This window comes from Pseudarthrobacter sp. CC12 (assembly GCF_039907755.1).
GTDB lineage: Bacteria > Actinomycetota > Actinomycetes > Actinomycetales > Micrococcaceae > Arthrobacter > Arthrobacter niigatensis.
In genome coordinates this window covers 36,157-58,052 of the sequence record NZ_JARDJH010000007.1, presented here as the reverse complement: position 1 = coordinate 58,052, position 21,896 = coordinate 36,157, and the positions used below count along the sequence as shown (strand labels likewise).

Here is a 21,896-nt window from a genome sequence, read left to right as displayed (position 1 = left end):
TTGGGGGTCTGGGTTCGGGCTGTTTTGTGGTTCCGGTGCTGCTGCCGGGCGTCCGTGCCGGCGCGGGGCAACCCGAGCAGTATCCCAGCCGCGGCTGTGCGTTTGCTGGACAGCAGCTGTCCGGGTGGGGGTAGCCCCGCGTGGAGCGCGGGACCACGTGGCGACGGTAAATTTACCCCATGAGCTTTGACCACGGTATCCCCGCACCCACCCTTCCGTCCCGCATCCGCGGTTCCCTGCTGGGCGGAGCCCTGGGCGACGCGCTGGGGTACGCCGTGCAATCCGATTCCATTGCCGGGATACGGGAGCGGTTCGGGGCGCGGGGCCTCACCGGGTTCGAGGACCTGGAGGGCCCAGGGCATTTCTCTGACGACACGCAGCTGACCCTGTACACGGTGGATGGGCTGGTGGAGGCGCTGGAGTGGGCCAACTCCGGCGTGGGCGCGGACGTGAACGCGTGCGTTTGGCTGGCCTACCTGCGCTGGCTTGCCGCCCAGGGTGAGGATGCAGGACCCTCCGCGCCGGCACCCCAGCCGCGCTGGATCGACGGCAATGGGGTGCTCAGGCAGCGCAGGCGTCCCGACAAGGACTGCCTCAGCGGTCTGGCCACCGGTGAGATGGGAACCGCCATGCGCCCGGTGAACCCCGACGCCAGGGGCACCGGCACGGTGATGCGTTCGGCTCCGTTCGGGCTGGTGCCACACATCACGCCCGACGCCGTCTATAAGCTAAGTGCAAACGCCGCCGCCCTGACGCACGGGCATCCTGCCGCCCGGCAGGGTTCGGGCATCTTCAGCCTCCTGATCCACCGGTTGGTGTCCGGTGAGGCCCTGCGGGACGCCGCTGCCGGTGTTACCGCGCACGCCGGCACCGTTGTGAACGTTGCCCCGGAACTGCCGGAGCGCCTTGCGGCCGCCCTGCGGCTCGCGGAGAAGGGACTCGTCGGCCCCGAGGAACTGCAACGCGAGCTCGGCGGGGGCCGGACAGCGGAGGAAGCACTCGCCGTCGCGCTGTATTCCGTCATCGCCACTGCCCCGGCCGACGGGGCGGACACGCAGCCCGTTGAGCATTTCCGCAACGCCATGCTGGTGGCCGTGAACCACAGCGGCGCCAGCGACACCACGGGGGCGCTCGCGGGAAACATCCTGGGGGCCCTTTACGGGGAGGCCTGCCTGCCCGCCACCTGGCTTGAAGCCCTGGAAGCGGCGGAGGTCATCCGCCGAATGGCCGATCAGTTGGTGAAGGTTACGACCGGCGAAGGCTGATGTTGTTGCAGGCCTCGCAGACGTCCTCCGGGATCACGCCACGGCGCTGCAAAAACCCGAAGATGGTGCACCCCAGGCAGAATCCCGCGAAGGCTTCAAGCGACGCAGCTATCACCAGGATGCCCAGGAGCGTCCAGGCTGCCGGCGCCGCACCGGCGGCGAAGAGGAGCAGGGCACCGGTGGACACTGCCGCACCGATTCCCTGGGCGAAACGCTTGGGCGGCCCGGCAACCAGCTTTACCTTTCCGAGCCGGGGCGTGATCACCTTGACCGAAAGCAGTGCCAGGGGTGAAATCCGCGGGCCGAAGAGCAGCCGCAGCCAGAATCCGGTGGCGATCGCTGCCAGCCCCCAGCCTGAATTTGCCACAGCGGTGGCGACGGCGAGCAGCACCACGAGCGCTGCCGTGGTGCGGGCGGCGTACTCATTGACGGGGTTGGGGAATTCGAACAGGGAGGCCATCCCGCAAGGGTAGGAGGCAGCCGCAGGAGCAGCCAAGCTTTGTTGCGCCGCATGACCGCGGGCCCCGCCGCAGGATGGATCAGGCGCCGGCGGCTGTGGCACCGGCCCAGGCTGCCCCGGCGCCGACAGGAAGTTCCCGGGCGTCTTCTGCACCGCCCACCATCTGCAGGAACTCGCCTTCGGACAGCACTTCAATGGCCTGGCCGCGCTCGTGGAGCTCCAGGACACGCCGGGCCTTGCCCGTGAGCCTGCCCGAACGCAGGTCCGAGGCCACGAACCCGTCCCCCACCACCAGGACGGTAGTCCGCGCGGTGACCCGGCTCTCGGTCCGCGCGCCGCACCTGGCCGAGCGAAGTTTGGCGTCCGGACGATTGATGGAGAGCTGCCCGGTGAACACCACGGTCTGGGCGTACAGCGGATGCCCGGGCTCGGCGTCCAGGTTGGGCTCCGGGTTCAGTCCTTCCTCCGGCCAGCCGGACTGGAACGGGCGGACCAGGGCCGCCCCGTTGCCGGAGTTCCCTGCCAGCGCCGTGAGGCTGGCCTTTGACAGGTCGCCGGTAGCGGGGTCGAAGGCCTCCTGCCGCGGCATGGCCAGGCCCAGGGACAGGTAGAGTTCGGCGATGCTGTTGGCACCGTTGCGGGCGGCGATGTCGATGAGGATCCCGGCGCAGGCACGGGCATCTTCCGCGGCGTCGTGGTGGTTAACCAGCGGAACACCTGCTTCCTCGGCGGCAAACGGGAGGGAGTTGGACACTAGCGAGTAGCAGCGCCGGGACAGCATGACGGTGCAGACGTAGTCGTAGGCCGGGCCTGGCAGGCCGGAGACTTCCAGCGCCGAGCGGATCACGCCAAGGTCGAAGGCAGCATTGTGCGCGACGATCACGTCATCGCCGATGAACGCCCCTATTTCGGGAAACAGCTCCCCAAAGCGCGGCGAGCCGGCAACATCAGCCGGTGTGATGCCGTGGATCCTGACGTTGTGGTGGTCGAAGATGTCGTATCCCGCCGGCGGACGCATCAGCCAGGAGGCTTCCGCGACGATCCTGCCGCCTCTCACCTTCGTCAGTCCCACGGAGCACGGGGAGCCCCTGAAGCCGTTGGCCGTTTCGAAGTCGATCGCCGTAAAGTCCAAACCCACGGCCCCTACCTTACCGCCGCGGACCTCCAGCCCCGGGGAGCCCATGCCCGTCAAGTACCCTTGAAAGGTGAACTTCCCTGTGATGAATGAGCTCGCTGTGTCCATGCTGGGCGGTGCGGGACCGGTCCAGCCAAAAATGGCGTCCTTCCTGCCCGATTGGCTGAACCCCCAGGTCTTCCTGGCCGATCCTGCGCTCGCCCCTTGGGTGGTGCTGCTGGTATGCGGAATCATCTTCGCCGAAACCGGCTTGTTGGTCGGTTTCTTCCTGCCGGGCGATTCCATGCTGTTCACCGCCGGCCTGCTGGTCGCCACCGGCACCATCAAGTTCAACATCTGGCTCCTGGCCCTGCTGATCGTGGTTTCCGCCATCATCGGCAACCAGACAGGCTACCTGATCGGTTCCAAAGCGGGCCCTGCGCTCTTCAACAAGCCCGACTCCAAACTGTTCAAACGCGAGAACGTCGAGAGCGCGCACGCGTTCTTTGAGAAGCACGGCGGCAAGGCGCTTATCCTGGCCCGTTTCGTTCCCATCATCCGGACCTTTGTCCCCGTGATCGTCGGCGTGGCGCAGATGAGCAAGCGCAAGTTCTTCATCTACAACGTCGTCGGCGCGGTGCTCTGGGGCGGCGGCGTGACCCTGCTCGGGTTCCTGCTGGGCGACACGGTGCCCTGGGTCCGGGACAACCTGGACATCATCTTCATCGCCATCGTGCTGGTCTCGGTGGTGCCGATCGGCATAGAAATCCTGCGCGGCATGTCAGCGAAGCGCCAGGCGCAGGCCTACGGCACAGACACCGTTGACGAATTCATCGAGGAGCACGAACCGGAGGCGGAGCAGAAGACTCCCCGCAACATCCAGGGCCAGCGGCCGGAGTAGCGGTCCGCCAACGTCCACCACCGCCAAAAAGGTGCGCACCCACGGGGGTGCGCACCTTTTTTGGAAAGCCGCCCTGCCGCAGGCTTTTAGCCTGCCGATTCAAGTGCCGCCACGATGGACGGCAGCAGTGCCCGGAAGGCTTTGCCGCGGTGGCTGATGGCGTTCTTTTCCTCGGCGGACAGCTCGGCGCAGCTACGGTTCTCGCCGGCAGGCCGCAGCACCGGATCGTAGCCAAAGCCGCCGGCGCCCCGCGGTTCACGGAGCAGGACGCCTTCCAGCTGCCCGTACTCCACCACCTCGCGCCCGGGCCCCTCCGCGTCCGCGGGCATGGCAAGGGCGGCGGCGCACACGAACGCGGCACCGCGGTGTTCGTCGGGAACGTCGGACAGCTGGTTCAGCAGCAGTTCGAGGTTGGCGGCGTCATCACCGTGGCGTCCCGCCCAGCGGGCGGAGAAAATGCCGGGGGCCCCACCCATGACGTCCACGGCCAGGCCGGAGTCGTCGGCGATGGCAACCAGTCCGGTGGCGCCGGCCACCGCCCGCGCCTTCAGCAGGGAGTTCTCGGCGAACGTCACGCCGCTCTCGACGACGTCCGGGGCACCCGCCGCGGCGGCGTCCACCACCTGGGTATCGACGTCGAGCCCCGGGACCTGTCCGCGCAGCAGTTCACGGAGTTCGCGCAGCTTGCCCTTGTTGTGCGTTGCCAGCACCAGCCGGGGAGCCGCACCGCTCACAGGGTGTCCGCCAGGGTCTCGCGCTGGATGGCAGCCAGCTGGGCCGTGCCCAGGAGAGCCAGGTCCAGGAGCTGGTTCAGCTCGTCCCGGTCGAACGGGGCACCCTCAGCCGTCCCCTGCACTTCAACGAACTTGCCGGAGCCGGTGACCACCACGTTCATGTCGGTCTCGGCCCGCACGTCCTCCACGTAGGGCAGGTCCAGCATGGGAACCCCGTCGATGATGCCCACGGATACCGCCGCAATCGTGTCGATGAGCGGCTGGGCGTTCTTGGCGATGAGCTTGGTGTCGCGGGCGAACCGGATGGCGTCGGCAAGAGCCACGTAGGCGCCGGTGATGGCTGCGGTCCGGGTCCCGCCGTCGGCCTGGAGGACGTCGCAGTCCAACACGATGGTGTTCTCGCCCAGGGCCTTGGTGTCGATGATGGAGCGCAGCGAACGTCCGATCAGGCGTGAAATCTCGTGCGTGCGGCCCCCGATCTTTCCCTTCACGGATTCCCGGTCCGAACGGGTGTTGGTGGCGCGCGGCAGCATGGCGTACTCGGCCGTGACCCAGCCGCGGCCCTCGCCCTTGAGCCAGCGCGGCACACCGGCGGTCAGCGATGCCGTGCAGAGCACCCTGGTGTTGCCGAATTCGATCAGCGCCGATCCCTCAGCCTGGTTGGACCATCCGCGGGTGATGCTGATGGGCCGGAGCTGGTCGGGGGCACGGCCGTCGGCGCGCACTACGGGCACTGCTGTTGCTTCAGATGTCATGCCTTTAGCTTATCGAGTGCCCGCGCGGCAGGCAGGCGCCATGGACCCAGGCGCCGGGATCCGGCGTCGCTAGATGGTGTAGTGGACGCCCGCCACTGCGACCGCCACGTCGCCGGGAAACACCGGGCGGGCTTCGGCCATCACGGTGGTCTGCGACGTCCACACCGGGATGTGGGTCAGCAGCAGGCGCCGTGCACCGGCGGCCGCTGCCGCCTCGCCGGCACGCTTGCCCGTGAGGTGGACGTCGTTGATGCCGTCGTCGCGGCCCTCTTCGAAGGCCGCCTCGCACAGGAACAGGTCCGCGTCCTTGGCAGCTTCCTCCAGTCCGGCGCAGGAGTCAGTATCACCGGAATAAGTCAGGACACGGGACACCGGAACGCCGTCCCTGCCGGGCTCCACCACTTCCACACGGAGGGCGTAGGCCTCTTCGATGGGGTGGTTCACGGCGAACGGGGTGATGGTGAACGGCCCCACGGTCACGGGTTCGCGTTCTGTCCAGTTGGTGAAATCGAACTCTTCGTGCATACCGGGATCCAGGGGCAGGCCGTAGGCGGTGGCCATCCGGTCTGCCGTGGCGGCGGGGCCCCACACGGGGATCCTGCCCCGGCCCCAGCCACCGGGCTTCCAGCGGATGGCAACATGCAGCCCGCACAGGTCCATGCAGTGGTCAGGATGCAGGTGGGTGAGGAAGATCGCGTCGATGTCCTCCAGGTCGGTGTAGCGCTGGATGGCACCCAAGGCTCCGCTGCCGAGGTCCATCACCACCTTCCAGGTCCGCTCGCCGTCGGTGGCGGTCAAGAGGTAGCACGACGCCGGGGAGCCGGGTCCGGGGAATGAGCCCGTGCATCCCACGATGGTCAGCTTCACTGGGCGGACCCTCCACCGCGGCGCGCTCCGGCGAGCCCGCCGCCCACGAAGTTTGAGATCCTGGGGCGGTTGCGTGCGCTTTGCGCGGCGGCGATCATCTCCGGAGTAATGCGCGCCAGGCTCCCCGTGGGGTACTGCGCAGCCACGTGGTCCACGTGCCGGACTGAAAGGACTTCCGGGCCCAGGAACCGGCGGGCGAGCGCCTCGAACTGCCCGGCGTCACCGGTGGCTACGAAGTGGTGCTCGGGCGGGGCCTCCGAGGTGCGCTGCAGGTTGTGGGTGGCAAGGGCACGGTAGACGTCTTTGGCGGTCTCCTCGGCGCTGGAGACCAGGGTGACGTCGGCGCCCATGACGTAGGAGATGACGCCGGTCAGCAGCGGGTAGTGGGTGCAGCCCAGCACCACGGTGTCCACCCCGGCGGCCTTCAGCGGCGCGAGGTATTCTTCGGCAACGGCGAGCAGGGCCGGGCCGGTGGTGATGCCGGCTTCCACGTAGCTGACGAACTCCGGGCACGCCACGGAGGTGATGTCCAGGTCGGGCGCTGCGGCGAAGGTGTCCTCGTAAGCGCGGGACCCGATGGTCGCGGATGTGCCGATAACGCCCACCTTTCCGGTGCGGGTGGCAGCGACGGCGCGGCGGACCGCGGGCTGGATCACCTCGATGACGGGGATGCCGTACTTGGCCGTGTACCGTTCACGGGCGTCCCGCAGGACAGCGGCCGACGCCGAGTTGCAGGCGATGGTGAGCAGCTTGACTCCGGAGTCCACGAGTTCGTCCATCACGCCCAGGGCGTTCGCACGCACCTCGGCGATGGGCAGGGGCCCATACGGGCCGTGGGCTGTGTCTCCCACGTAGAGGATCGATTCGTTGGGAAGCTGGTCGATGATGGAGCGGGCCACGGTGAGTCCCCCCACACCGGAGTCGAAGACACCGATGGGCCGGGCTTCCGGGGCGGCCGCCGGCACGTCGCTTGCGGCCGCGGGCTGTGTTTCCGCCGACGGTTCCGCGCTCGAGGCTGTTGTCATGGTTATTCGAGGATAGGTGGTCCCGGAAGCGTCAGTCATCATCTTGTGTCCAGCGACTCGTGTCTCCTGTGTCACAGGAACGGCCTCCCCCTGGCCGCCATGGCTCACCGGTGGGATTCCATGGACTGCAGCATGGCCTGGACCAGGGATTCCTGCAGCCAGGTGGTGAAGTTGTATACCAGCGCCAGGTAGCTCTCCACATCCTCGGCCTGGGACCAGTCCTGCATGCGGTGGACGTGCTCGGCGTCGGCCTCGTCCCTGATGTCCAGCCGCTCCGCCAGCACAAGGCGGACGTCGTTCAGCGCCATGGACCAGTGCTTTGCCCCTTCGGGCGTCAGCACGATCTCGTCTTTGTCCAGGTCCAGGGCCGCAGCGCGCAACGCACCGATCTTTGTTTCCCGCAGTGACCGCTCGGTGAGCTGGCGGAACTCAAGGGACGCGGCGCCGTCGTCCTTCGCCACGTTGGGCAGCAGCCGCCGGACGGCACGGTCGGTGGGCTCGGCCACGTCCATGTCCAGGCCAATGAGGGCTGCCAGCGGGTCCTGCCCGGTGCGGTCCTCCGGCTGGAGCATGGAGATGACGTCATCGATGAGGCTGCGCAGCAGGTCCCGTTCGGCAGGTTCCAGGAAACCGGTGATGCCTTTGAGCCCGTATTTGAATGCCTTAGCCACGTTTCCCCTTACCCTGGCCCGGACCGCCGGACTTGCCGGACTTGCCACCGGTTCCGCCGCTGGCTTTTTCCACGGTTGCCCAGAGCCCAAACCCGTGCATGGCCACGGCGTGGCGCTCCACCTGTTCCTTGCTGCCGGAGGCAACGATGGACCGGCCCTTCTTGTGGACCTCCATCATGAGCTTGTTGGCTTTGCTTTCCGAATAGCCAAAGTAGCTTTGGAAGATGTAGCTGACGTAGCTCATCAAATTGACGGGATCGTTCCAGATCACCAGGTTCCAGGGGATGTCCGGCGCGGTCAGGGAGTCGGTGGACTCTGCTGTGCCGGTCCGGATGCCCTCCTGTGTATCAGGGCCGGGCGCAACGCTTATGGTCATCTGTCCATTCTATGTGGGGGTTGGGGCCCACGACGGCGAGGGACCCACGGCGAAGCGAAGCGAGACGCGGGAGCCGTCGGGTGGGCCCACGACGGCGAGGGACCCACGGCGAAGCGAAGCGAGACGCGGGAGCCGTCGGGGACTAGAGTGACTTTCGTGAGCACCTCAGCCGGCTGGGACCATCCCCGCACGTCCTTTTACACCGACCACTACGAGCTGACCATGCTGCAGGCGTCCCTCCATTCCGGGGCGGCCCACCGCAGGTCCGTGTTCGAGGCGTTTGCGCGGCGCCTGCCGGACGGCCGGCGCTACGGCATCGTGGCCGGCACCGGTCGCCTGCTGGAAGGCATCGCGAATTTCCGTTTCGGCGAGGCGGAACTGGAGTTCCTGGAACGCACCAACGTGGTCAACCGGGAGACCCTGGAGTACCTGGCCAACTACAGGTTTTCCGGCGATATCTGGGGCTACGCCGAGGGCGACGCGTACTTCCCCAACTCCCCCATCCTGGTGGTGGAGGCCTCGTTCGCCGAAGCCTGCATGCTGGAGACCTACCTGCTGTCAGTGCTCAACCACGACACCGCCATCGCCTCCGCCGCCTCCCGGATGGTCACCGCTGCGGGCGGCCGCCCCTGTATCGAGATGGGCTCCCGGCGCACGCATGAAGAAGCGGCCACCGCCTCAGCGCGCGCGGCGATCATTGCCGGTTTTGACAGCACCTCCAACCTGGAAGCGGGCATCCGCTATGGCGTGAAGACGGTAGGCACCGCCGCCCATTCCTTCACGCTGCTGCACGATACCGAACGGGAGGCCTTCGAGGCCCAGATTGCCTCCCTGGGCGCAGGCACGTCCCTCCTGGTGGATACCTACGACGTCGAGAAGGCCGTCCGCACGGCCGTCGAGCTGGCAGGGCCCAGCCTGGGCGGCGTCCGGCTGGACTCAGGTGACCTGGTGGCGCAGGCACAGTGGGTGCGCCGGCTCCTGGACGACCTCGGCAACGAGCACACCAAGATCGTGGTGACCTCGGACCTGGACGAATACGCCATCGCAGCCCTGCAGTCGGCCCCCGTGGACTCCTACGGCGTGGGCACGTCGCTGGTCACAGGTTCCGGCGCCCCCACCGCCAGCATGGTCTACAAGCTGGTCAGCCGCGCCGACGACGACGGAAACTTCGTCTCCGTGGCGAAGGCGGCCAAGAACAAAGCCAGCGTGGGCGGCCGCAAATATGCCCTCCGGAAGCTGGACGAACGCGGCCGGGCCACCGCCGAGGTGGTGGGCGTGGGCCACCGGCCGGAGGATGACGGCAATGACCGTCCGCTGCTGCAGCAGTTCATGAAGAACGGCGAACTGCTCCCGGGCTGGACCGGCCACGAAGGTGTACTGCGCGCACGGCAGCGGCACGCAGACACCATGGCGGAGCTGCCCCCGGTGGTCAACCGCCTGCAGCGCGGCGAGGCCGCGATTCCCACCATTTACGAGGAGCACTGATGTCCCGCGCCCTGATCATCGTGGACGTGCAGAACGATTTCTGCGAGGGCGGTTCACTCGCCGTTCCCGGCGGTGCCGCGGTTGCCGGTGCCATCAGCGAATACCTGGACGCCCACCACACCGAATTCGACCACGTGGTGGCGACCCAGGACTGGCACATCGATCCGGGCAGCCACTTTTCCGACACGCCCGACTACCGGGACAGCTGGCCCCGGCACTGCGTGGCGGGCACCCGCGGCGCCGACCTCCACCCGGACCTGGACACCGAATACGTGGACGCCTACTTCCGGAAAGGACAGTTCGCGGCCGCCTACTCGGGCTTCGAGGGCCTGCTGGCACCGGAGGACGCAGTTCCCACCGGCGAACGCCAGGCAGGCGGCCTGCCCGGCGCCGCGGCAGCACTGGAAACTGACGAGGACGCCATTGGCCTCGACGACTGGCTGCAAAGCCACGACGTGGAGGACGTGGTGGTGGTGGGCATCGCCACCGACTACTGCGTGAAGGCCACCGCCCTCGATGCCGTCCAGGCCGGCTACGGCGTCACCGTGGTGCGGTCGCTCACCGCCGGCATCGCCGAGGACCTGGAGGACGCCGTCGCCGAAATGGAGCTCGGCGGGGCGGACATCGCCTGATTCCTGCGAGTGCGGCCGCTACTTGCGGCCCACGAACCAGTCCTGGAGCTTGCGCAGCCGCGACTTCAGCTGCTCCTCGTTGGCCTGGGCCACCGGGGGTCCGCCGCAGACAGTGCGGAGCTTGGTGTGCACCACTCCGTGCGGGGTCCCGGTCCGGGCAGACCAGGCGGCCACATTCTTGGCCAGTTCGTTGCGCAGGTCCATCAGCATCCGGTGGTCAGGGACGGCCGGAACCTGCTGGGCTGCCGGGGCCTTCCGGTTCTTCCGGTTCAGCTGCTCGTGCTGGCGCTGGCGCAGCAGCGTCCCCACCTGCTCAGCGTCGAGGAGGCCCGGGATCCCCAGGAAGTCCAGCTCGTCGTCGGACCCCACTTCACCGCCGGTGCCGAACTCGCCGCCGTCGAACAACACGCGGTCAAAGGACGCCTGGGAGTCCAGCGCCTCGAACTTGCCCTTGGTCAGGCTGTCCGAGGCCTTGTCCTCACGGTTGGCCTCGGCCATCAGCGAGTCCTCGGGGTTGAAGAGGCCGTCGCCGTCTTCCTTCTCGGGCCGGTCCAGCGCGTGGTCCCGTTCCATCTCCATGGAGTTGGCCAGCGCCATCAGCTGCGGTACGGACGGCAGGAAGACCGACGCCGTTTCGCCCCTTTTGCGGGCACGCACGAAGCGCCCCACGGCCTGGGCAAAGAACAGCGGCGTGGATGTTGAGGTGGCGTAGACACCCACGGAAAGCCGGGGCACGTCAACGCCTTCGGACACCATGCGGACCGCAACCATCCAGCGCTTGTCGCCGGCCGAAAAGTCCTCGATCTTGCTGGACGCCTTGGCATCGTCGGAGAGGATGACGGTGGGCGATTCGCCGGTGATCCTCTTCAGCTGCCCGGCATAGGCACGCGCGTCCTCATGGTCCGTGGCGATGACCAGGCCACCGGCATCCGGTACGGTGCGCCGGACTTCGCTGAGCCGCTTGTCCGCACCGGCCAGGACGGCGGGAATCCACTCCCCCGCCGGGTTCAACGCAGTCCGCCACGCGTGGCTGGTGATGTCCTTGGTGACGGCGGCCTCACCCAGGGAGGCAGCCATTTCCTCACCCGCGCTGGTACGCCAGCGCATCCGGCCGGAGTAGGCCATGAACATCACGGGCCGCACCACGTGGTCCCGGAGGGCGTTGCCGTAGCCATAGGTGTAGTCGGCCTTGGAGCGCCGGATGCCGTCACGGTCCTCGGCGTACTCCACGAACGGGATGGGCGAGGTGTCCGATCGGAACGGCGTACCGGTCAGGGACAGCCGGCGCACCGCGGGGTCGAACGCCTCGCGCAGGCCATCGCCCCAGGACAGTGCCTCGCCGCCGTGGTGGATTTCATCCAGGATCACCAAGGTTCGGGCGGCCTCGGTCTTGGCACGGTGCAGCAGGGGTTTGCTGGCCACCTGGGCATAGGTGACGGCGACCCCGATGAAGCCGCGGCCGTGCTGGCCGTCGGAGTTCTTGAAGTTGGGGTCGATGGCGATCCCCACCTTGGCGGCCGCATCGGCCCACTGGCGCTTCAGGTGGTCCGTGGGTGCCACGATGGTCACCCGGTTAACGGCACCGGAATCGATCAGGGTGGAGGCGATCCGCAGCGCGAACGTCGTCTTGCCTGCACCCGGGGTGGCCACGGCGAGGAAGTCGCGGGGGCTGTTCTGCAGGTAGAGGTCAAGGGCTTCCTGCTGCCAGGCACGGAGTTTCGGGGCGGTTCCCCAGGCTGCACGTTCCGGGTATGCCGGAGGCAGGGTGGGGCCGCCAAAGAGCGTCTCCGTCACTACTTGTTGTTGCCCGAGTCTCCCGGACCCTTCCCGCCGTCGTTGCCCGGCCGGAGGCCCTCATAGACTTCCTTGCACTCCGGGCAGACCGGGAACTTCTGCGGGTCCCTGCCCGGCGTCCAGACCTTGCCGCACAGGGCGATGACGGGTTCGCCGGTCATCGCGGACTCCATGATCTTTTCCTTGCGCACATAGTGGGCAAAGCGCTCCCGGTCGCCCGGCTCCACCTCCTGGCGCAGTTCCTCGCGCTCAATGGTGGCCGTGGACGTTCCAGCCCCGGAAAGCTCGCGCATCGGGTCGTTTTCGAGAGGGTCCGTCATGCTAGTCATGGCATCCATCTTAGCCTTTCCGCCGGCCGGGCGTTCGACGGCGGCACGCCCGCGCCGGGGTCCGGAACCGGCCGTCGTCGTACTTTTTTACAGCCGGCCGGTGCCCCGCAGGACAAGCTACAGACCCTGCCAGGCCGGCTTGTTCTCATACGTATGGCGGTAGAAATCAGCGAGTTTCAGCGCCGAGGCGGCCGCTTCGTCCAGCAGGATGGTGGCGTGCGGGTGGAATTGCAGCACCGAGGCGGGACAGATGGCGGCCACCGGCCCCTCCACCAAATCGCGGACGGCCTGGGCCTTTTGCGCGCCCGTGGCGAGGAGGATCACGTGGCGCGCCGCCATAATAGTGCCCAGTCCCTGGGTGATGACGTGGTGCGGCACCCCACCCAGGTTGTCGAAGAACCTGGCGTTGTCCCGGCGTGTCTGTTCGATCAGGCTCTTGATCCGGGTCCGTGACGCGAAGGACGAGCACGGTTCGTTGAACCCGATATGGCCGTCGGTGCCAACGCCCAGCAGCTGCAGGTCGATGCCGCCGGCAGCGGCCATGGCCTCTTCGTAGGCGGCGCAGGCAGCAGGGATGTCTGCGGCAGTCCCGTCAGGCACGTGGACGTTCTCCGGAGCGATGTTCACGCGGTTGGTGAACTCCCGGCGGACCACCTCGCGGTAGGACGCCGGGTGGCCGGCGGGGAGGCCTACATATTCATCCAGCGCGAATGCCGATGCCTGGCTGAAATCCAGGCCCTGCCCGTGCCGGGCCGCCAGTTCGTCATACACCGGCAGGGGCGAGGAACCGGTGGCCAGGCCAAGGACAGCGTCCGGCTTGCGGCGGACCAGCTGTTCGACGGCGTCGGCCGCAAGCCTTCCAATCTGCCGGCTGCCGCCGAGGATCACGACTTCCATGCTGTTCCCTTCCTGGAACTGTCAGCGGTTGACGGTTACCTGTGCCAGGAGCTCGGGTCCGCGGGCATCAAGCCACCTGCCGCCAAGCCGGACACCGGACAGGAAAAGGACCAGGCCCAGCAGGGTTCCCACCGCCAGATTGAGCCAGCCGAACAGGGCGTTTCCCGTGACTGCCTGTGCCACCAGCAGCGCAGCCTCCGGCAGGACCAGGACCATCAGCACCAGCATTCCCACGAACTGCACGGCCAAAGTCTGCCCCACATTGCCCGGGGGCTTCTTGAACGGGCTGTCGCCCGGCAAGGGGACGGTGACCGTGTACCGGGCCGACACCACCGAGGACAGCCCCAGGCCGGTAAAGAGAATCCCCAGGCTGAACCCCAACTGGCCGGGCAGCCCCGTCCAGTTGCGGGCAAAGGCGGCATACCCCACCGAGAACACCAGCACGACGGGCAGCGCGAAGGTCATGCACGCCAGTGCCCGGCCCAACCGGTCCGCCACCCCCCGGACGCCCGTGGCCAGGTGCAGTGCGAAGGCGGTGTTGTCATAGGAGACATCTGCGGAGATGGACCAGGCCAGGATGAAGGCGGACACCGGGGCCAGGAACGCCAGGCTGCCGTAGCTGCCGGTCTGGGCCCCCTGGAACGCCAGCACCACCGGAAGCAGCGGGATGACCACCAGGGAGCCCGAGTACCGGGGGTCCCGGAACCAGTAAGTCAGGGACCTTGCCATGACGGCGCCGGCGGGGGTGGCCGGCAGCACGCCGAACAGACCAAGCCTGCCGCCCCTCCGCTTCCCGGCGCCGGCGTAGGGCGGGGTGACAAGTGCCCGCTCGAGCAGCAGCTTCCAGCACCAGGCCAGGGCCCCGAGGACGGCCACCGACACCACCAGCTTCACTGCGGCCTCGGCGGGCCGGCCCGACGCGATGTCGCCGGCCAGCGACCAGGGCGCCCCAAGCGGCGTCCAGGACAGGGCACGGGCGAAGTCCGGCAGGAACCCCGTGGACCCGGAGATGCCGCGGCCAACCCCCGCCACGATGGGACCCAGCAGGACCAGCGGAACCATGAACGCGAGGGCGCTGATGTCCTTGAAGCGCCTGGACGCGGCCAGGCTCGCTGTTGCCGTGGTGACCACCTTGGCCAGCACAATGCACGTCATGACGCCCAGGCACGCGCCGGCGAGGGCTGCGAGCGCCGGAAGCGCGCCGCGGGACCAGGTCACCACGGTGGCCAGTGACACCACCGTGGTGGCCAGGCCGGGGATGCCAATCAGTCCGCCGAGGGCCAGTCCGGCGAGCATCTGCTTCATGGGGATGGCGAAGGTGGTAAAGCGGGCCGGGTCGAGGGTCATGTCCGTGGCCGATGCCACCACCGGAACCACTGCCCAGCCCAGGACGGCGGCTGAGCCGCCCAGGACTACCGCGGTGTGTGCGGTGACCGGCCCGGCGGTGCGCAGCAGGACCAGGGCCATGACCAGCGTCGCCACCACCCCCAGCGCATAGAGTCCGGCGATGGCCATGCCCACCAGCTGCCAGGGGCTGCGACGGAGTCCGTTCCGGAGCAGCGTGAGCTTGAGCCTTAAAAGGTGCGCAACCATTCCAGCCCTTCCGTGTGGCTGTGGCCGCCGACCAGCTGTACGAAGCGGTCCTCGAGCGAGGCGCCGGCGCGCACCTCATCCACGGTGCCTGCTGCCAGCAGCCGGCCTTTGGCCACCACCGCGACGTGGTCGCACATCCGCTGGACCAGGTCCATCACGTGGCTGGATACGATGACCGTGCCGCCGGAGTCCACGTACCGGTCCAGGATGGAACGGATGTTCGCCGCAGAGACGGGATCGACCGCTTCGAAGGGCTCGTCCAGGACCAGGAGGCGCGGGGCGTGGATCAGGGCGGAGGCCAGGGCAATTTTCTTGGTCATGCCCGCCGAGTAGTCCACCACCAGCGTGCCCGCATCCTGGCTGAGGTCCATGGCGGCCAACAGCTCCCCCACCCTCGCTGCCACGACGGCCTTATCCATGCCGCGCAGCAGGCCGGCATACGTAATCAGCTGCTCGCCCGTCAGCCGGTCGAAGAGCCGCACGCCGTCGGGCAGGATTCCCATGAGCCGCTTGGCTTCAAGGGGGTGCTGCCAGACGTCGACGCCGTGCACCACGGCAGTGCCGAAGTCCGGCCGCAACAGGCCGGTGGCCATGGACAGCGTGGTGGTCTTGCCCGCACCGTTGGGGCCCACGATGCCAAAGAACGAACCGGCCGGGACGTCCAGGCTGATGCCGTCCACCGCGATCTTGCCGCCAAACCGCTTAGCCAACCCGCGGATGGAAAGGGCCGGTACGGGGCCGGAAGACGGCGGCTGTTCAGGGATCGGGGCAGTCATGATGCCAGCCTAGCCCGCGGACCGGCGCAGCGGGGGTGGGAGACTATCGTCATGGACATCGCGTTGGGCCTGCTGGTAATCGTTGCGGTGGTGTGTGCCGGCAGTGCGGTGGGACGGAAGCTCAATCTCCCGGTTCCCCTGCTTTTGGTCCTGGCCGGGGTGGCGGGTTCGTTCCTGCCGTTCATTCCGCCGGTTGAACTCAATCCCGAACTGGTCCTGGTTGGCCTGCTGCCTCCGCTGCTCTACGCCGCCGCGTTCCGGACCTCGCTCTTTGACTTCACGTCGAACCGGCGCTCCATCGGGCTCCTGTCCGTGGGCTACGTCATTTTCGGCACCTTGGGGGTCGGGCTGGTGGTGTGGTGGCTGTTTCCGGAAATCCCGCTGCCCGCCGCCATTGCGCTGGGCGCGGTGGTGGCTCCCCCGGACGCCGTGGCGGCCACCGCAATCGCGCGGCGGGTGGGCATGCCCCGCAGGATCGTGAACATCCTTGAGGGCGAATCGTTGGTCAATGACGCAACGGCGCTGGTGTGCCTGCGGGCTGCCGTGGCCGCGATCGCCGGCTCCGTGTCCGCGCTGGACGTGGCCGGCGGCTTCGTGCTGGCGGCCGGCGGCGGGCTCGTGGTGGGCCTTGCCGCGGCCTACATCCTGACCGAAATCCGGAAACGGATCAGCAACGTGGCCATCAACACCTCAACATCGCTGATGGCCCCCTTCGTGGCCTTCCTCCCGGCCGAGGCCATCCACGCATCCGGCGTGCTCGCCGTCGTCGTCACCGGCCTGGTGATGGGCACCAAGGCGCCGTCCATGCCCAACGGCGCCGCGCGGCAAAGCGCCCGGAGCAACTGGGACACCGTCCAGTTCCTGCTGGAGAACGCCGTGTTCCTCCTGATCGGCCTGCAGGTGCGGACCATCGTCGACAGCGTCCAGGATGACTCGCTGGGGGCCGGCCGGGTGTGGCTCGGCTGCGCGGTGATCCTGCTGGCCGTGCTGGTGCTGCGCCCGCTCTGGGTGTTTCCCTCGACCTACCTCCCCCGCCTGATTCCCGCTGTGCAGCGGAAGGACCCCGCGCCGCCCTGGCAGTTTCCTGCCATCGTGTCCTGGGCAGGCATGCGCGGGGTGGTTACTCTTGCCGCCGTCCTGACGCTGCCCGGTGACCTGGAGCACCGGAATGTGCTGGTGCTGGCCGCCATGGTGGTGGTGGGCGGCACCCTGGTGCTGCAGGGCTTTACGTTGCCGGCCCTGGTGCGCGCCCTGGGTCTGCCCGGGCCGGACAGGCGCGAGGATGCGCTCAACCAGGCTTCCCTCATGCAGCTGGCCACCGCTGCGGGAATGGAGCGGCTGGAGCAGCTCCGGCGTGACAGCGATCCGCCCGAAGTGATGGACATGCTGCGGCGGCGGACCCAGGAGCGGGGACTGGCTGCCTGGGAGCGGCTGGGCCGGCCCGCGGCCGAGGCAGCGACCCCCAGCCAGCGCTACGCCCAGTTGCGGATGGCCATGCTGGAAGCCGAACGGGACAAGGTACTGGAGCTGCGGCGCGGCGGGGACTATGCCCACGAGGTCCTCAGCGAAGTCCTTGAACGGCTGGACGTTGAGGAATCCATGCTCGACGCTTCCCTCAATGAACTGGACTCAGCCGCCGCCGGGGGCGGCGAGGGGCTGTCCCAGCCGGGCGGAGCCTGCGACCACTTGACCGCAGCCATGCCCTCACCGCGTCCCGACAACCCGGCGTGTGCAGGCTGCGAGCGGGAGGGCACAACACCGGTGCATCTGCGCATGTGCCTGGCGTGCGGACACGTCGGCTGTTGTGACTCCTCCGCGGGACGGCACGCCAGCCGCCACTTCAAGGAAACCGGCCACCCCGTCATGCGCAGCATCGAACCCGGCGAAGAATGGCGCTGGTGCTACGTCGATGACCTGCTCGGCTGACCACACGGCTTCACAGCGCCTTCCGAATGCGGATCGGCCCCTTTGCCGTGGCAGGATCCACCACGGACCCTCCCTGCGTGATGTGGACCTGGCCCGCGTCAACCAGGCGCCGAGCGGCTTCCCGGGCCGGGTCCATGAGCCGCCGCCAGTCCTCGCCGCCCACGGCCCTGGCAGCATCGGACGGGCAGATGGTGGACGTTGCCGCCCGGGCGGCCAGCAGTTCGAGGATTTTCGCCTCCAACTGCCGGTCAACCGGGGTGTGCGGGTCGTTCCCGCCAGTGTGCGCCACGCCTAGGCTCCGTTCCCAGAAGATCCGGCTCAGAACGTTCGCCGCGGGATGGCCCGCTCGTACTGGGGCGGCCAGGCCAAGTCGTGCCCCAGTTCGAACGCGGCCCGGAGCCACCAGTGCGGATCGCGGAGCGCGGCCCGGGCAATGAAGACGCCGTCGGCCTGCCCGGTGGCAATGGCATGCTCCGCCTGTCCGGGGGTGGTCACCAGGCCAACCGTGCCGGTGGCGATTCCTGCCTCCCGGCGGATGGCGGCGGAGAACCCGGTCTGGTAGCCCAGGCCCGGCTTGATCTGCTGGTGGGCCACCGCCCCGCCGCTGGAGACATCCACCAGGTCCACCCCGTGCGCTGCCGCCTCGCGGGCCAGCCGGACCGACGCAGCCGGGTCCACTCCGCCCGCCGCCCAGTCGGTGGCCGAGATCCGAAGCAGCAGCGGCATGGAATCTGGAATCACGGCGCGGACGGCATCGACAACGGCCAGCATCAGCCGGTTGCGGCCGGCCTCGTCCCCGCCCCATTCATCGTCGCGCTGGTTGATCAGGGGGCTCTGGAACTGGTGCAGGAGGTACCCGTGTGCCCCGTGGATCTCCATGGTGTCAAAGCCAGCGTTAACGGCCCGCTCCGCGGCGGCAGCAAAATCGGCGATGACGCCGTGGATCTGTTCCACAGTCATGGCGGCAGGAGCCGCGTAGCCCTCGAAGGATGTGGTGGAAGGCCCCACCGTGTCCCACCCGCCATCGGAGGCGGGTACGCTGCCGTGCTTGCCGGAAAACGGCCAGTAGGTGGAGGCCTTCCGGCCGGCGTGCGCCAACTGGACACCGATTTTGGTGCCGGCGGTACCGTTGCGGTGGACGAAGGAGATGATCCGCTGCCAGGCAGCTGCCTGCTCATCGCTGTACAGGCCCGCGTCGCGGGGGCTGATCCGGCCCTCGGCGTTCACCGCCGCGGCCTCCGTGAGGATCATCGCGGCGCCGCCCACGGCGAAGCCGCCCAGATGCACCAGGTGCCAGTCGTTGGGGACCCCTGGGGCGTCGTCGGGATCACAGCTGTACTGGCACATGGGCGAAACCCAACCCCGGTGCTGCAGCTCCAGGGACCTCAGCGCCAGCGGCTGGAACAGGGCCGGCACTAGAACAGCACCCGGGCCAGCGCCTGGCGTGCCTTGGCCACGCGTTCGTCGCCGGCGCCTACTACCTCGAAGAGTTCCAGCAGCCGGACGCGTGCAGTTTCACGCTCCGGGCCGAAGTTCCGGCCGATGAAGGACACCAGCCGGTTCAGCGCATCCTCCACATGGCCGCCGGCCACGTCCAGGTCCGCCACGCCAAGCTGCGCGCCCAGGTTGTCCGGCTCCTCCGCCGCCAGGGTACGCAGCGCTTCGCTGTCCTGGGCCGAGACGGACTGCAGCCGGTCCATCAGCTCCACCTGGGCCAGCCCTGCCTTGGCTTCATGGTCGGACGGCATTTCCTTGAGCGCCTGGCGGTAGGCTTCGGCGGCGCCCGCGTAGTTGCCGGCTTCGATGGCGTCGTAGGCTGCCTGGTGCAGCGGCGGCAGCGGTGCGGGCTCCTGGTCGGCGGGTCCGCCGGCGTCGAGGCTGCCGGTGACCCCGTTGGCGGCAGCCACCTTAAGGAGTTCGTCGAAGAGGCTGCGTACCTGCTGCTCCTCCACTGCCCCCTGGAACAGCGGCACGGGCTGCCCTTTGAGGACCGCGACCGCAGTGGGGACGGCCTGCACCTGGAAGGCCTGGGCAAGCTGCGGAAAGGCTTCGATGTCGGCTGCACCCAGGACCAGGCGGCCGCCGTAGCTGGCCACGACGCGGTCCAGGGTGTCCACCATTTTTCTGGACTCCGGCGAGTAGGGCGCCCACAGGGCGAAGATCACCGGAACCTGCGCGGACAGTTCCACCAGCTGCTGGAAATTGGCTTCGGTGACGTCGACCTTGAGTTCGGGTCCGCCTGCCGGTCCGCCCTGCTGGCCGTCCTGGGCTGGGGCCGCAGGCCCGGACGGCGCGTTTCCCTGGGCAGGCGGGCCGGCAGGGGCAGCGGGACGCTTCAGAGCGGAAAGGTCGACGGCGCCGCGCAGGTTAAGCAGGTTGGCAGCGGCAGGAGGGACTGGGCGGGAAGCTGGCGAACTCATGTTTCCCACTCTAGCCACTCCGGCCGCTGCCGGGGGTACTGCAGCCGGGCGCTACTTGAAGCTGGCGCCGACCAGGCCGCGGGTGGCGGCAACGAGCTTCATCGGGTCCGTCGATCCCGCCGGGGGAACGTACACGGCCATCGATTCGGCAAAGTTCAACACCATGCCGGTAGTGGTTTCCTTGCCGCCGGCCAGGGCTGCGGCGTCGTCACCGATGCTGAGCTTGTCACCGGCAGCCTTCGGAGTGCCTTCGAAGCCGAAGTTGATCCGGCCCAGGACCAGCGCACCGCCGTCGGACGTCCGGAAGACCACGGTGCTCTCGGGGACCACCTTGTGGGTGAAGGAGAAGTTGCCGTTTTCGCCGGCCTTGACCACCTCTGCCTGGTAGGAAAGGGTGTCGGCGATGTACGGGGAGGATTCGCCCTCTGTGAGCTTGTCCTTGAACGGCGAGTCCGCGGACGTGAGCCGGTCGGCGAGGCCTGACATGGCTTCCTCACCGCTGTAGAGCAGCCCGGACTTGTCCGAGGCGGCCAGGGTTTCGGTGCCCCCGCGGCTGATGTTGGGGAAGGTGGTGCCCGGTTGAAGGGGCGTGGTTTCCATGAGCTTGTAGTTCTCACGCGGAGACTGCTGGACCAGCGTCAGGATTTGGGGCACAACATTGCCGTCGCCCTGGGTCACGGCCAGCACCGAACGCGGCCAGTCACGGCCGCTGGTGACCACCGTCGTCAGAAGCTTGGTGGAGCGGACGGGCATGCGGGGCTCATAGGATGCCACCTGGGAGCGGATCTTGTAGTTCTGGGTGCGGACTTCCAGTTCCGGGCCGGCAACCCGGTCCGTGAGCTTGGCGGCGTCCTTGGCCGCGTCACCGGCGTCGGTGGCGCTGGAGACCTGCTCGAGGATCCGGCGGAACTGGGCGTCCAGCAGGACCGGTGAGCCGGATGCTTCCTTGGCCGGCGATGAGGCACTGCCCGAGGGCTGCGGGCTGGGGCTGGCCGCCTGGGCGGCGGCGCCGGATCCGGCCAGCACGGCTGCCGCCACACCAGCGGCCACCATGGTGACCCTGGAGGAAGAGGACGACGACGGGGCCTGGCCTTGGGCCTTCCGGGCCCGGGCACGGCGGGCGAAACCGGAGTCGCCGCCTTCGCCGTCCTTCCGGCGGCCAGAAAGCAGCGCCAGGACGATTCCGCCCAGGATCAGGATGCTGCCGATGACCATCAGCGGAACAGCCCACGGGGTGGACGTGTCATTGGGGAAGGTCATGGAGATGTTGGCCGGCGCCGGTTTGGTGCCGTCGGCCGCCAGGAGGAGGCTCCAGTCGCCGTCCGCGGGCGGCGTCCAGGTGTACTCCAGCTCGCCGCTGGCGTTTTCGCTCGATACCCAAAGGTCCGAGCCCGCGGGGTTGGGGGCAGTGCCTTCGCCGTCGGCGTGCTCAACCGAGAGGGACTTCCCGTCCTCGGAAACCCCGTTAATGGTGTTATGGGCTGTCTTGCCCACCCAGGCGTCGACGTCGTCCGGCCGGCCGGAGGCCAGCAGGAAGTTCCCGTCACCCTGGATGTTGATCTTGACCGTGCCGCCGTGCAGGGTGCGCAGCTTCTGGTCGATCACTGTCAGCGGCGCCGCGGCGGCGCCGGCCGGCGCGGAAGCCGTAAACGTCTCGGAGGGAGCCCAGATGGTTCTCTGGCCGATACCGGCCAAAAGTGTCAGGAGGCCGAGCAGCACAAGTGCGGCTGCAGTCTTTAAACGCAAGGGAAACACCTATCATCAGCGGGGGTTTACCTTCAATAGTAACCTTTCTGTTATCAGGGAGCCCTTTTAGGCCTGCGTCCGCCCGGCACCGCCGGTGCCCGGGAGGCGCCTTCGGCTCGCGGTGGCAAGC

Annotated in this window: 22 protein-coding genes; 5 read left to right on the top strand and 17 right to left on the bottom strand. The window is 68.2% G+C overall.

What is annotated here, in order from left to right; all coding sequences use genetic code 11:
• Positions 1-179 precede the first annotated feature (179 nt).
• Positions 180-1,265, top strand: coding sequence for an ADP-ribosylglycohydrolase family protein (locus tag PV772_RS07900; RefSeq protein ID WP_347885813.1), 1,086 nt, complete (start codon positions 180-182; stop codon positions 1,263-1,265).
• Here PV772_RS07900 and PV772_RS07895 read toward each other — a convergent pair.
• The gene (locus tag PV772_RS07895; RefSeq protein WP_141181809.1) at positions 1,246-1,725 is read right to left on the bottom strand and encodes a DUF4395 domain-containing protein; all 480 of its coding nucleotides are present in this window, start codon (positions 1,723-1,725) and stop codon (positions 1,246-1,248) included. The genes PV772_RS07900 and PV772_RS07895 overlap by 20 nt on opposite strands.
• Before the next feature lie 79 nt (positions 1,726-1,804).
• Positions 1,805-2,863: an exonuclease domain-containing protein gene (locus PV772_RS07890; protein WP_347885812.1), complete on the bottom strand. Its 1,059-nt coding sequence runs from the start codon at positions 2,861-2,863 to the stop codon at positions 1,805-1,807.
• A gap of 82 nt (positions 2,864-2,945) precedes the next feature.
• On the opposite strand from PV772_RS07890, the gene PV772_RS07885 reads away from it, so the two are divergent.
• Positions 2,946-3,740, top strand: a complete 795-nt coding sequence (locus tag PV772_RS07885; protein WP_347885811.1) for a VTT domain-containing protein — start codon at positions 2,946-2,948, stop codon at positions 3,738-3,740.
• 86 nt (positions 3,741-3,826) lie between these two features.
• Here the strand turns inward: PV772_RS07885 and rdgB are convergent, their stop codons facing one another.
• From rdgB to clpS, 6 genes are all read right to left on the bottom strand, one after another.
• The gene (gene rdgB, locus PV772_RS07880) at positions 3,827-4,474 is read right to left on the bottom strand and encodes an RdgB/HAM1 family non-canonical purine NTP pyrophosphatase (RefSeq protein WP_141181811.1); all 648 of its coding nucleotides are present in this window, start codon (positions 4,472-4,474) and stop codon (positions 3,827-3,829) included.
• Positions 4,471-5,229, bottom strand: a complete 759-nt coding sequence (gene rph, locus PV772_RS07875; RefSeq protein WP_141181812.1) for a ribonuclease PH — start codon at positions 5,227-5,229, stop codon at positions 4,471-4,473. Before rph ends, rdgB begins: the two co-directional genes overlap by 4 nt.
• 69 nt (positions 5,230-5,298) lie before the next feature.
• Positions 5,299-6,096 carry an MBL fold metallo-hydrolase gene (locus PV772_RS07870; RefSeq protein WP_141160080.1) on the bottom strand — a complete coding sequence of 266 codons (798 nt, stop codon included), beginning with the start codon at positions 6,094-6,096 and terminating at the stop codon, positions 5,299-5,301.
• The gene (gene murI, locus PV772_RS07865) at positions 6,093-7,121 is read right to left on the bottom strand and encodes a glutamate racemase (RefSeq protein ID WP_141160079.1); all 1,029 of its coding nucleotides are present in this window, start codon (positions 7,119-7,121) and stop codon (positions 6,093-6,095) included. Before murI ends, PV772_RS07870 begins: the two co-directional genes overlap by 4 nt.
• A 104-nt stretch (positions 7,122-7,225) precedes the next feature.
• Positions 7,226-7,792 carry a DUF2017 domain-containing protein gene (locus tag PV772_RS07860; RefSeq protein WP_141160078.1) on the bottom strand — a complete coding sequence of 189 codons (567 nt, stop codon included), beginning with the start codon at positions 7,790-7,792 and terminating at the stop codon, positions 7,226-7,228.
• On the bottom strand, positions 7,785-8,168 hold the full coding sequence (gene clpS, locus PV772_RS07855) for an ATP-dependent Clp protease adapter ClpS (protein WP_141160077.1): 384 nt from the start codon (positions 8,166-8,168) through the stop codon (positions 7,785-7,787). The genes PV772_RS07860 and clpS overlap by 8 nt, the downstream gene beginning before the upstream one ends.
• A gap of 156 nt (positions 8,169-8,324) precedes the next feature.
• Between clpS and PV772_RS07850 the strand changes: the two genes are divergently transcribed.
• Positions 8,325-9,653, top strand: coding sequence for a nicotinate phosphoribosyltransferase (locus tag PV772_RS07850; RefSeq protein ID WP_307357627.1), 1,329 nt, complete (start codon positions 8,325-8,327; stop codon positions 9,651-9,653).
• Positions 9,653-10,285 carry an isochorismatase family protein gene (locus PV772_RS07845; RefSeq protein WP_141160075.1) on the top strand — a complete coding sequence of 211 codons (633 nt, stop codon included), beginning with the start codon at positions 9,653-9,655 and terminating at the stop codon, positions 10,283-10,285. The genes PV772_RS07850 and PV772_RS07845 overlap by 1 nt, the downstream gene beginning before the upstream one ends.
• An 18-nt stretch (positions 10,286-10,303) precedes the next feature.
• Here PV772_RS07845 and PV772_RS07840 read toward each other — a convergent pair whose 3' ends face one another.
• The 5 genes from PV772_RS07840 to PV772_RS07820 all read right to left on the bottom strand — a co-directional run bounded on the left by PV772_RS07840 (position 10,304) and on the right by PV772_RS07820 (position 15,674).
• The gene (locus tag PV772_RS07840; RefSeq protein ID WP_347885810.1) at positions 10,304-12,079 is read right to left on the bottom strand and encodes a DEAD/DEAH box helicase; all 1,776 of its coding nucleotides are present in this window, start codon (positions 12,077-12,079) and stop codon (positions 10,304-10,306) included.
• Positions 12,079-12,417: a DUF3039 domain-containing protein gene (locus tag PV772_RS07835; protein ID WP_110541018.1), complete on the bottom strand. Its 339-nt coding sequence runs from the start codon at positions 12,415-12,417 to the stop codon at positions 12,079-12,081. Before PV772_RS07835 ends, PV772_RS07840 begins: the two co-directional genes overlap by 1 nt.
• A 108-nt stretch (positions 12,418-12,525) precedes the next feature.
• Positions 12,526-13,305 (bottom strand): glucosamine-6-phosphate deaminase, encoded by a 780-nt coding sequence (gene nagB / locus PV772_RS07830; protein ID WP_141160073.1) that lies wholly within the window; start codon positions 13,303-13,305, stop codon positions 12,526-12,528.
• Between the two features lie 21 nt (positions 13,306-13,326).
• Positions 13,327-14,898: a transporter gene (locus tag PV772_RS07825; RefSeq protein ID WP_307357622.1), complete on the bottom strand. Its 1,572-nt coding sequence runs from the start codon at positions 14,896-14,898 to the stop codon at positions 13,327-13,329.
• Positions 14,880-15,674, bottom strand: coding sequence for an ABC transporter ATP-binding protein (locus PV772_RS07820; RefSeq protein WP_347885809.1), 795 nt, complete (start codon positions 15,672-15,674; stop codon positions 14,880-14,882). The genes PV772_RS07825 and PV772_RS07820 overlap by 19 nt, the downstream gene beginning before the upstream one ends.
• Positions 15,675-15,725: 51 nt before the next feature.
• Here PV772_RS07820 and PV772_RS07815 point away from each other — a divergent pair, with 51 nt between their 5' ends.
• Positions 15,726-17,600 carry a Na+/H+ antiporter gene (locus tag PV772_RS07815; RefSeq protein WP_141181819.1) on the top strand — a complete coding sequence of 625 codons (1,875 nt, stop codon included), beginning with the start codon at positions 15,726-15,728 and terminating at the stop codon, positions 17,598-17,600.
• Between the two features lie 10 nt (positions 17,601-17,610).
• On the opposite strand, the gene PV772_RS07810 is transcribed toward PV772_RS07815, so the two are convergent.
• From PV772_RS07810 to PV772_RS07795, 4 genes are read right to left on the bottom strand one after another with little or no spacing between them, the layout of a single operon-like run.
• Positions 17,611-17,889 carry a DUF3253 domain-containing protein gene (locus PV772_RS07810; RefSeq protein WP_307357615.1) on the bottom strand — a complete coding sequence of 93 codons (279 nt, stop codon included), beginning with the start codon at positions 17,887-17,889 and terminating at the stop codon, positions 17,611-17,613.
• Between the two features lie 29 nt (positions 17,890-17,918).
• Positions 17,919-19,016, bottom strand: coding sequence for an NADH:flavin oxidoreductase/NADH oxidase (locus tag PV772_RS07805; protein WP_141181820.1), 1,098 nt, complete (start codon positions 19,014-19,016; stop codon positions 17,919-17,921).
• Positions 19,016-20,020: a tetratricopeptide repeat protein gene (locus tag PV772_RS07800; protein WP_347885808.1), complete on the bottom strand. Its 1,005-nt coding sequence runs from the start codon at positions 20,018-20,020 to the stop codon at positions 19,016-19,018. Before PV772_RS07800 ends, PV772_RS07805 begins: the two co-directional genes overlap by 1 nt.
• A gap of 51 nt (positions 20,021-20,071) precedes the next feature.
• A complete protein-coding gene (locus PV772_RS07795) occupies positions 20,072-21,739 on the bottom strand; it encodes a hypothetical protein (protein WP_347885851.1) in 1,668 nt (555 codons plus the stop codon).
• Positions 21,740-21,896 lie beyond the last annotated feature (157 nt).

What these genes read in the sequence shown, in the direction of transcription:
- PV772_RS07900 (WP_347885813.1), top strand. Translation starts at nt 180, where the DNA reads ATGAGCTTTGACCACGGTATCCCCGCACCCACCCTTCCGTCCCGCATC.
- PV772_RS07895 (WP_141181809.1), bottom strand. Translation starts at nt 1,725, where the DNA reads ATGGCCTCCCTGTTCGAATTCCCCAACCCCGTCAATGAGTACGCCGCC.
- PV772_RS07885 (WP_347885811.1), top strand. Translation starts at nt 2,946, where the DNA reads ATGAATGAGCTCGCTGTGTCCATGCTGGGCGGTGCGGGACCGGTCCAG.
- rph (WP_141181812.1), bottom strand. Translation starts at nt 5,229, where the DNA reads ATGACATCTGAAGCAACAGCAGTGCCCGTAGTGCGCGCCGACGGCCGT.
- murI (WP_141160079.1), bottom strand. Translation starts at nt 7,121, where the DNA reads ATGACAACAGCCTCGAGCGCGGAACCGTCGGCGGAAACACAGCCCGCG.
- clpS (WP_141160077.1), bottom strand. Translation starts at nt 8,168, where the DNA reads ATGACCATAAGCGTTGCGCCCGGCCCTGATACACAGGAGGGCATCCGG.
- PV772_RS07845 (WP_141160075.1), top strand. Translation starts at nt 9,653, where the DNA reads ATGTCCCGCGCCCTGATCATCGTGGACGTGCAGAACGATTTCTGCGAG.
- PV772_RS07835 (WP_110541018.1), bottom strand. Translation starts at nt 12,417, where the DNA reads ATGGATGCCATGACTAGCATGACGGACCCTCTCGAAAACGACCCGATG.
- nagB (WP_141160073.1), bottom strand. Translation starts at nt 13,305, where the DNA reads ATGGAAGTCGTGATCCTCGGCGGCAGCCGGCAGATTGGAAGGCTTGCG.
- PV772_RS07825 (WP_307357622.1), bottom strand. Translation starts at nt 14,898, where the DNA reads ATGGTTGCGCACCTTTTAAGGCTCAAGCTCACGCTGCTCCGGAACGGA.
- PV772_RS07820 (WP_347885809.1), bottom strand. Translation starts at nt 15,674, where the DNA reads ATGACTGCCCCGATCCCTGAACAGCCGCCGTCTTCCGGCCCCGTACCG.
- PV772_RS07815 (WP_141181819.1), top strand. Translation starts at nt 15,726, where the DNA reads ATGGACATCGCGTTGGGCCTGCTGGTAATCGTTGCGGTGGTGTGTGCC.
- PV772_RS07800 (WP_347885808.1), bottom strand. Translation starts at nt 20,020, where the DNA reads ATGAGTTCGCCAGCTTCCCGCCCAGTCCCTCCTGCCGCTGCCAACCTG.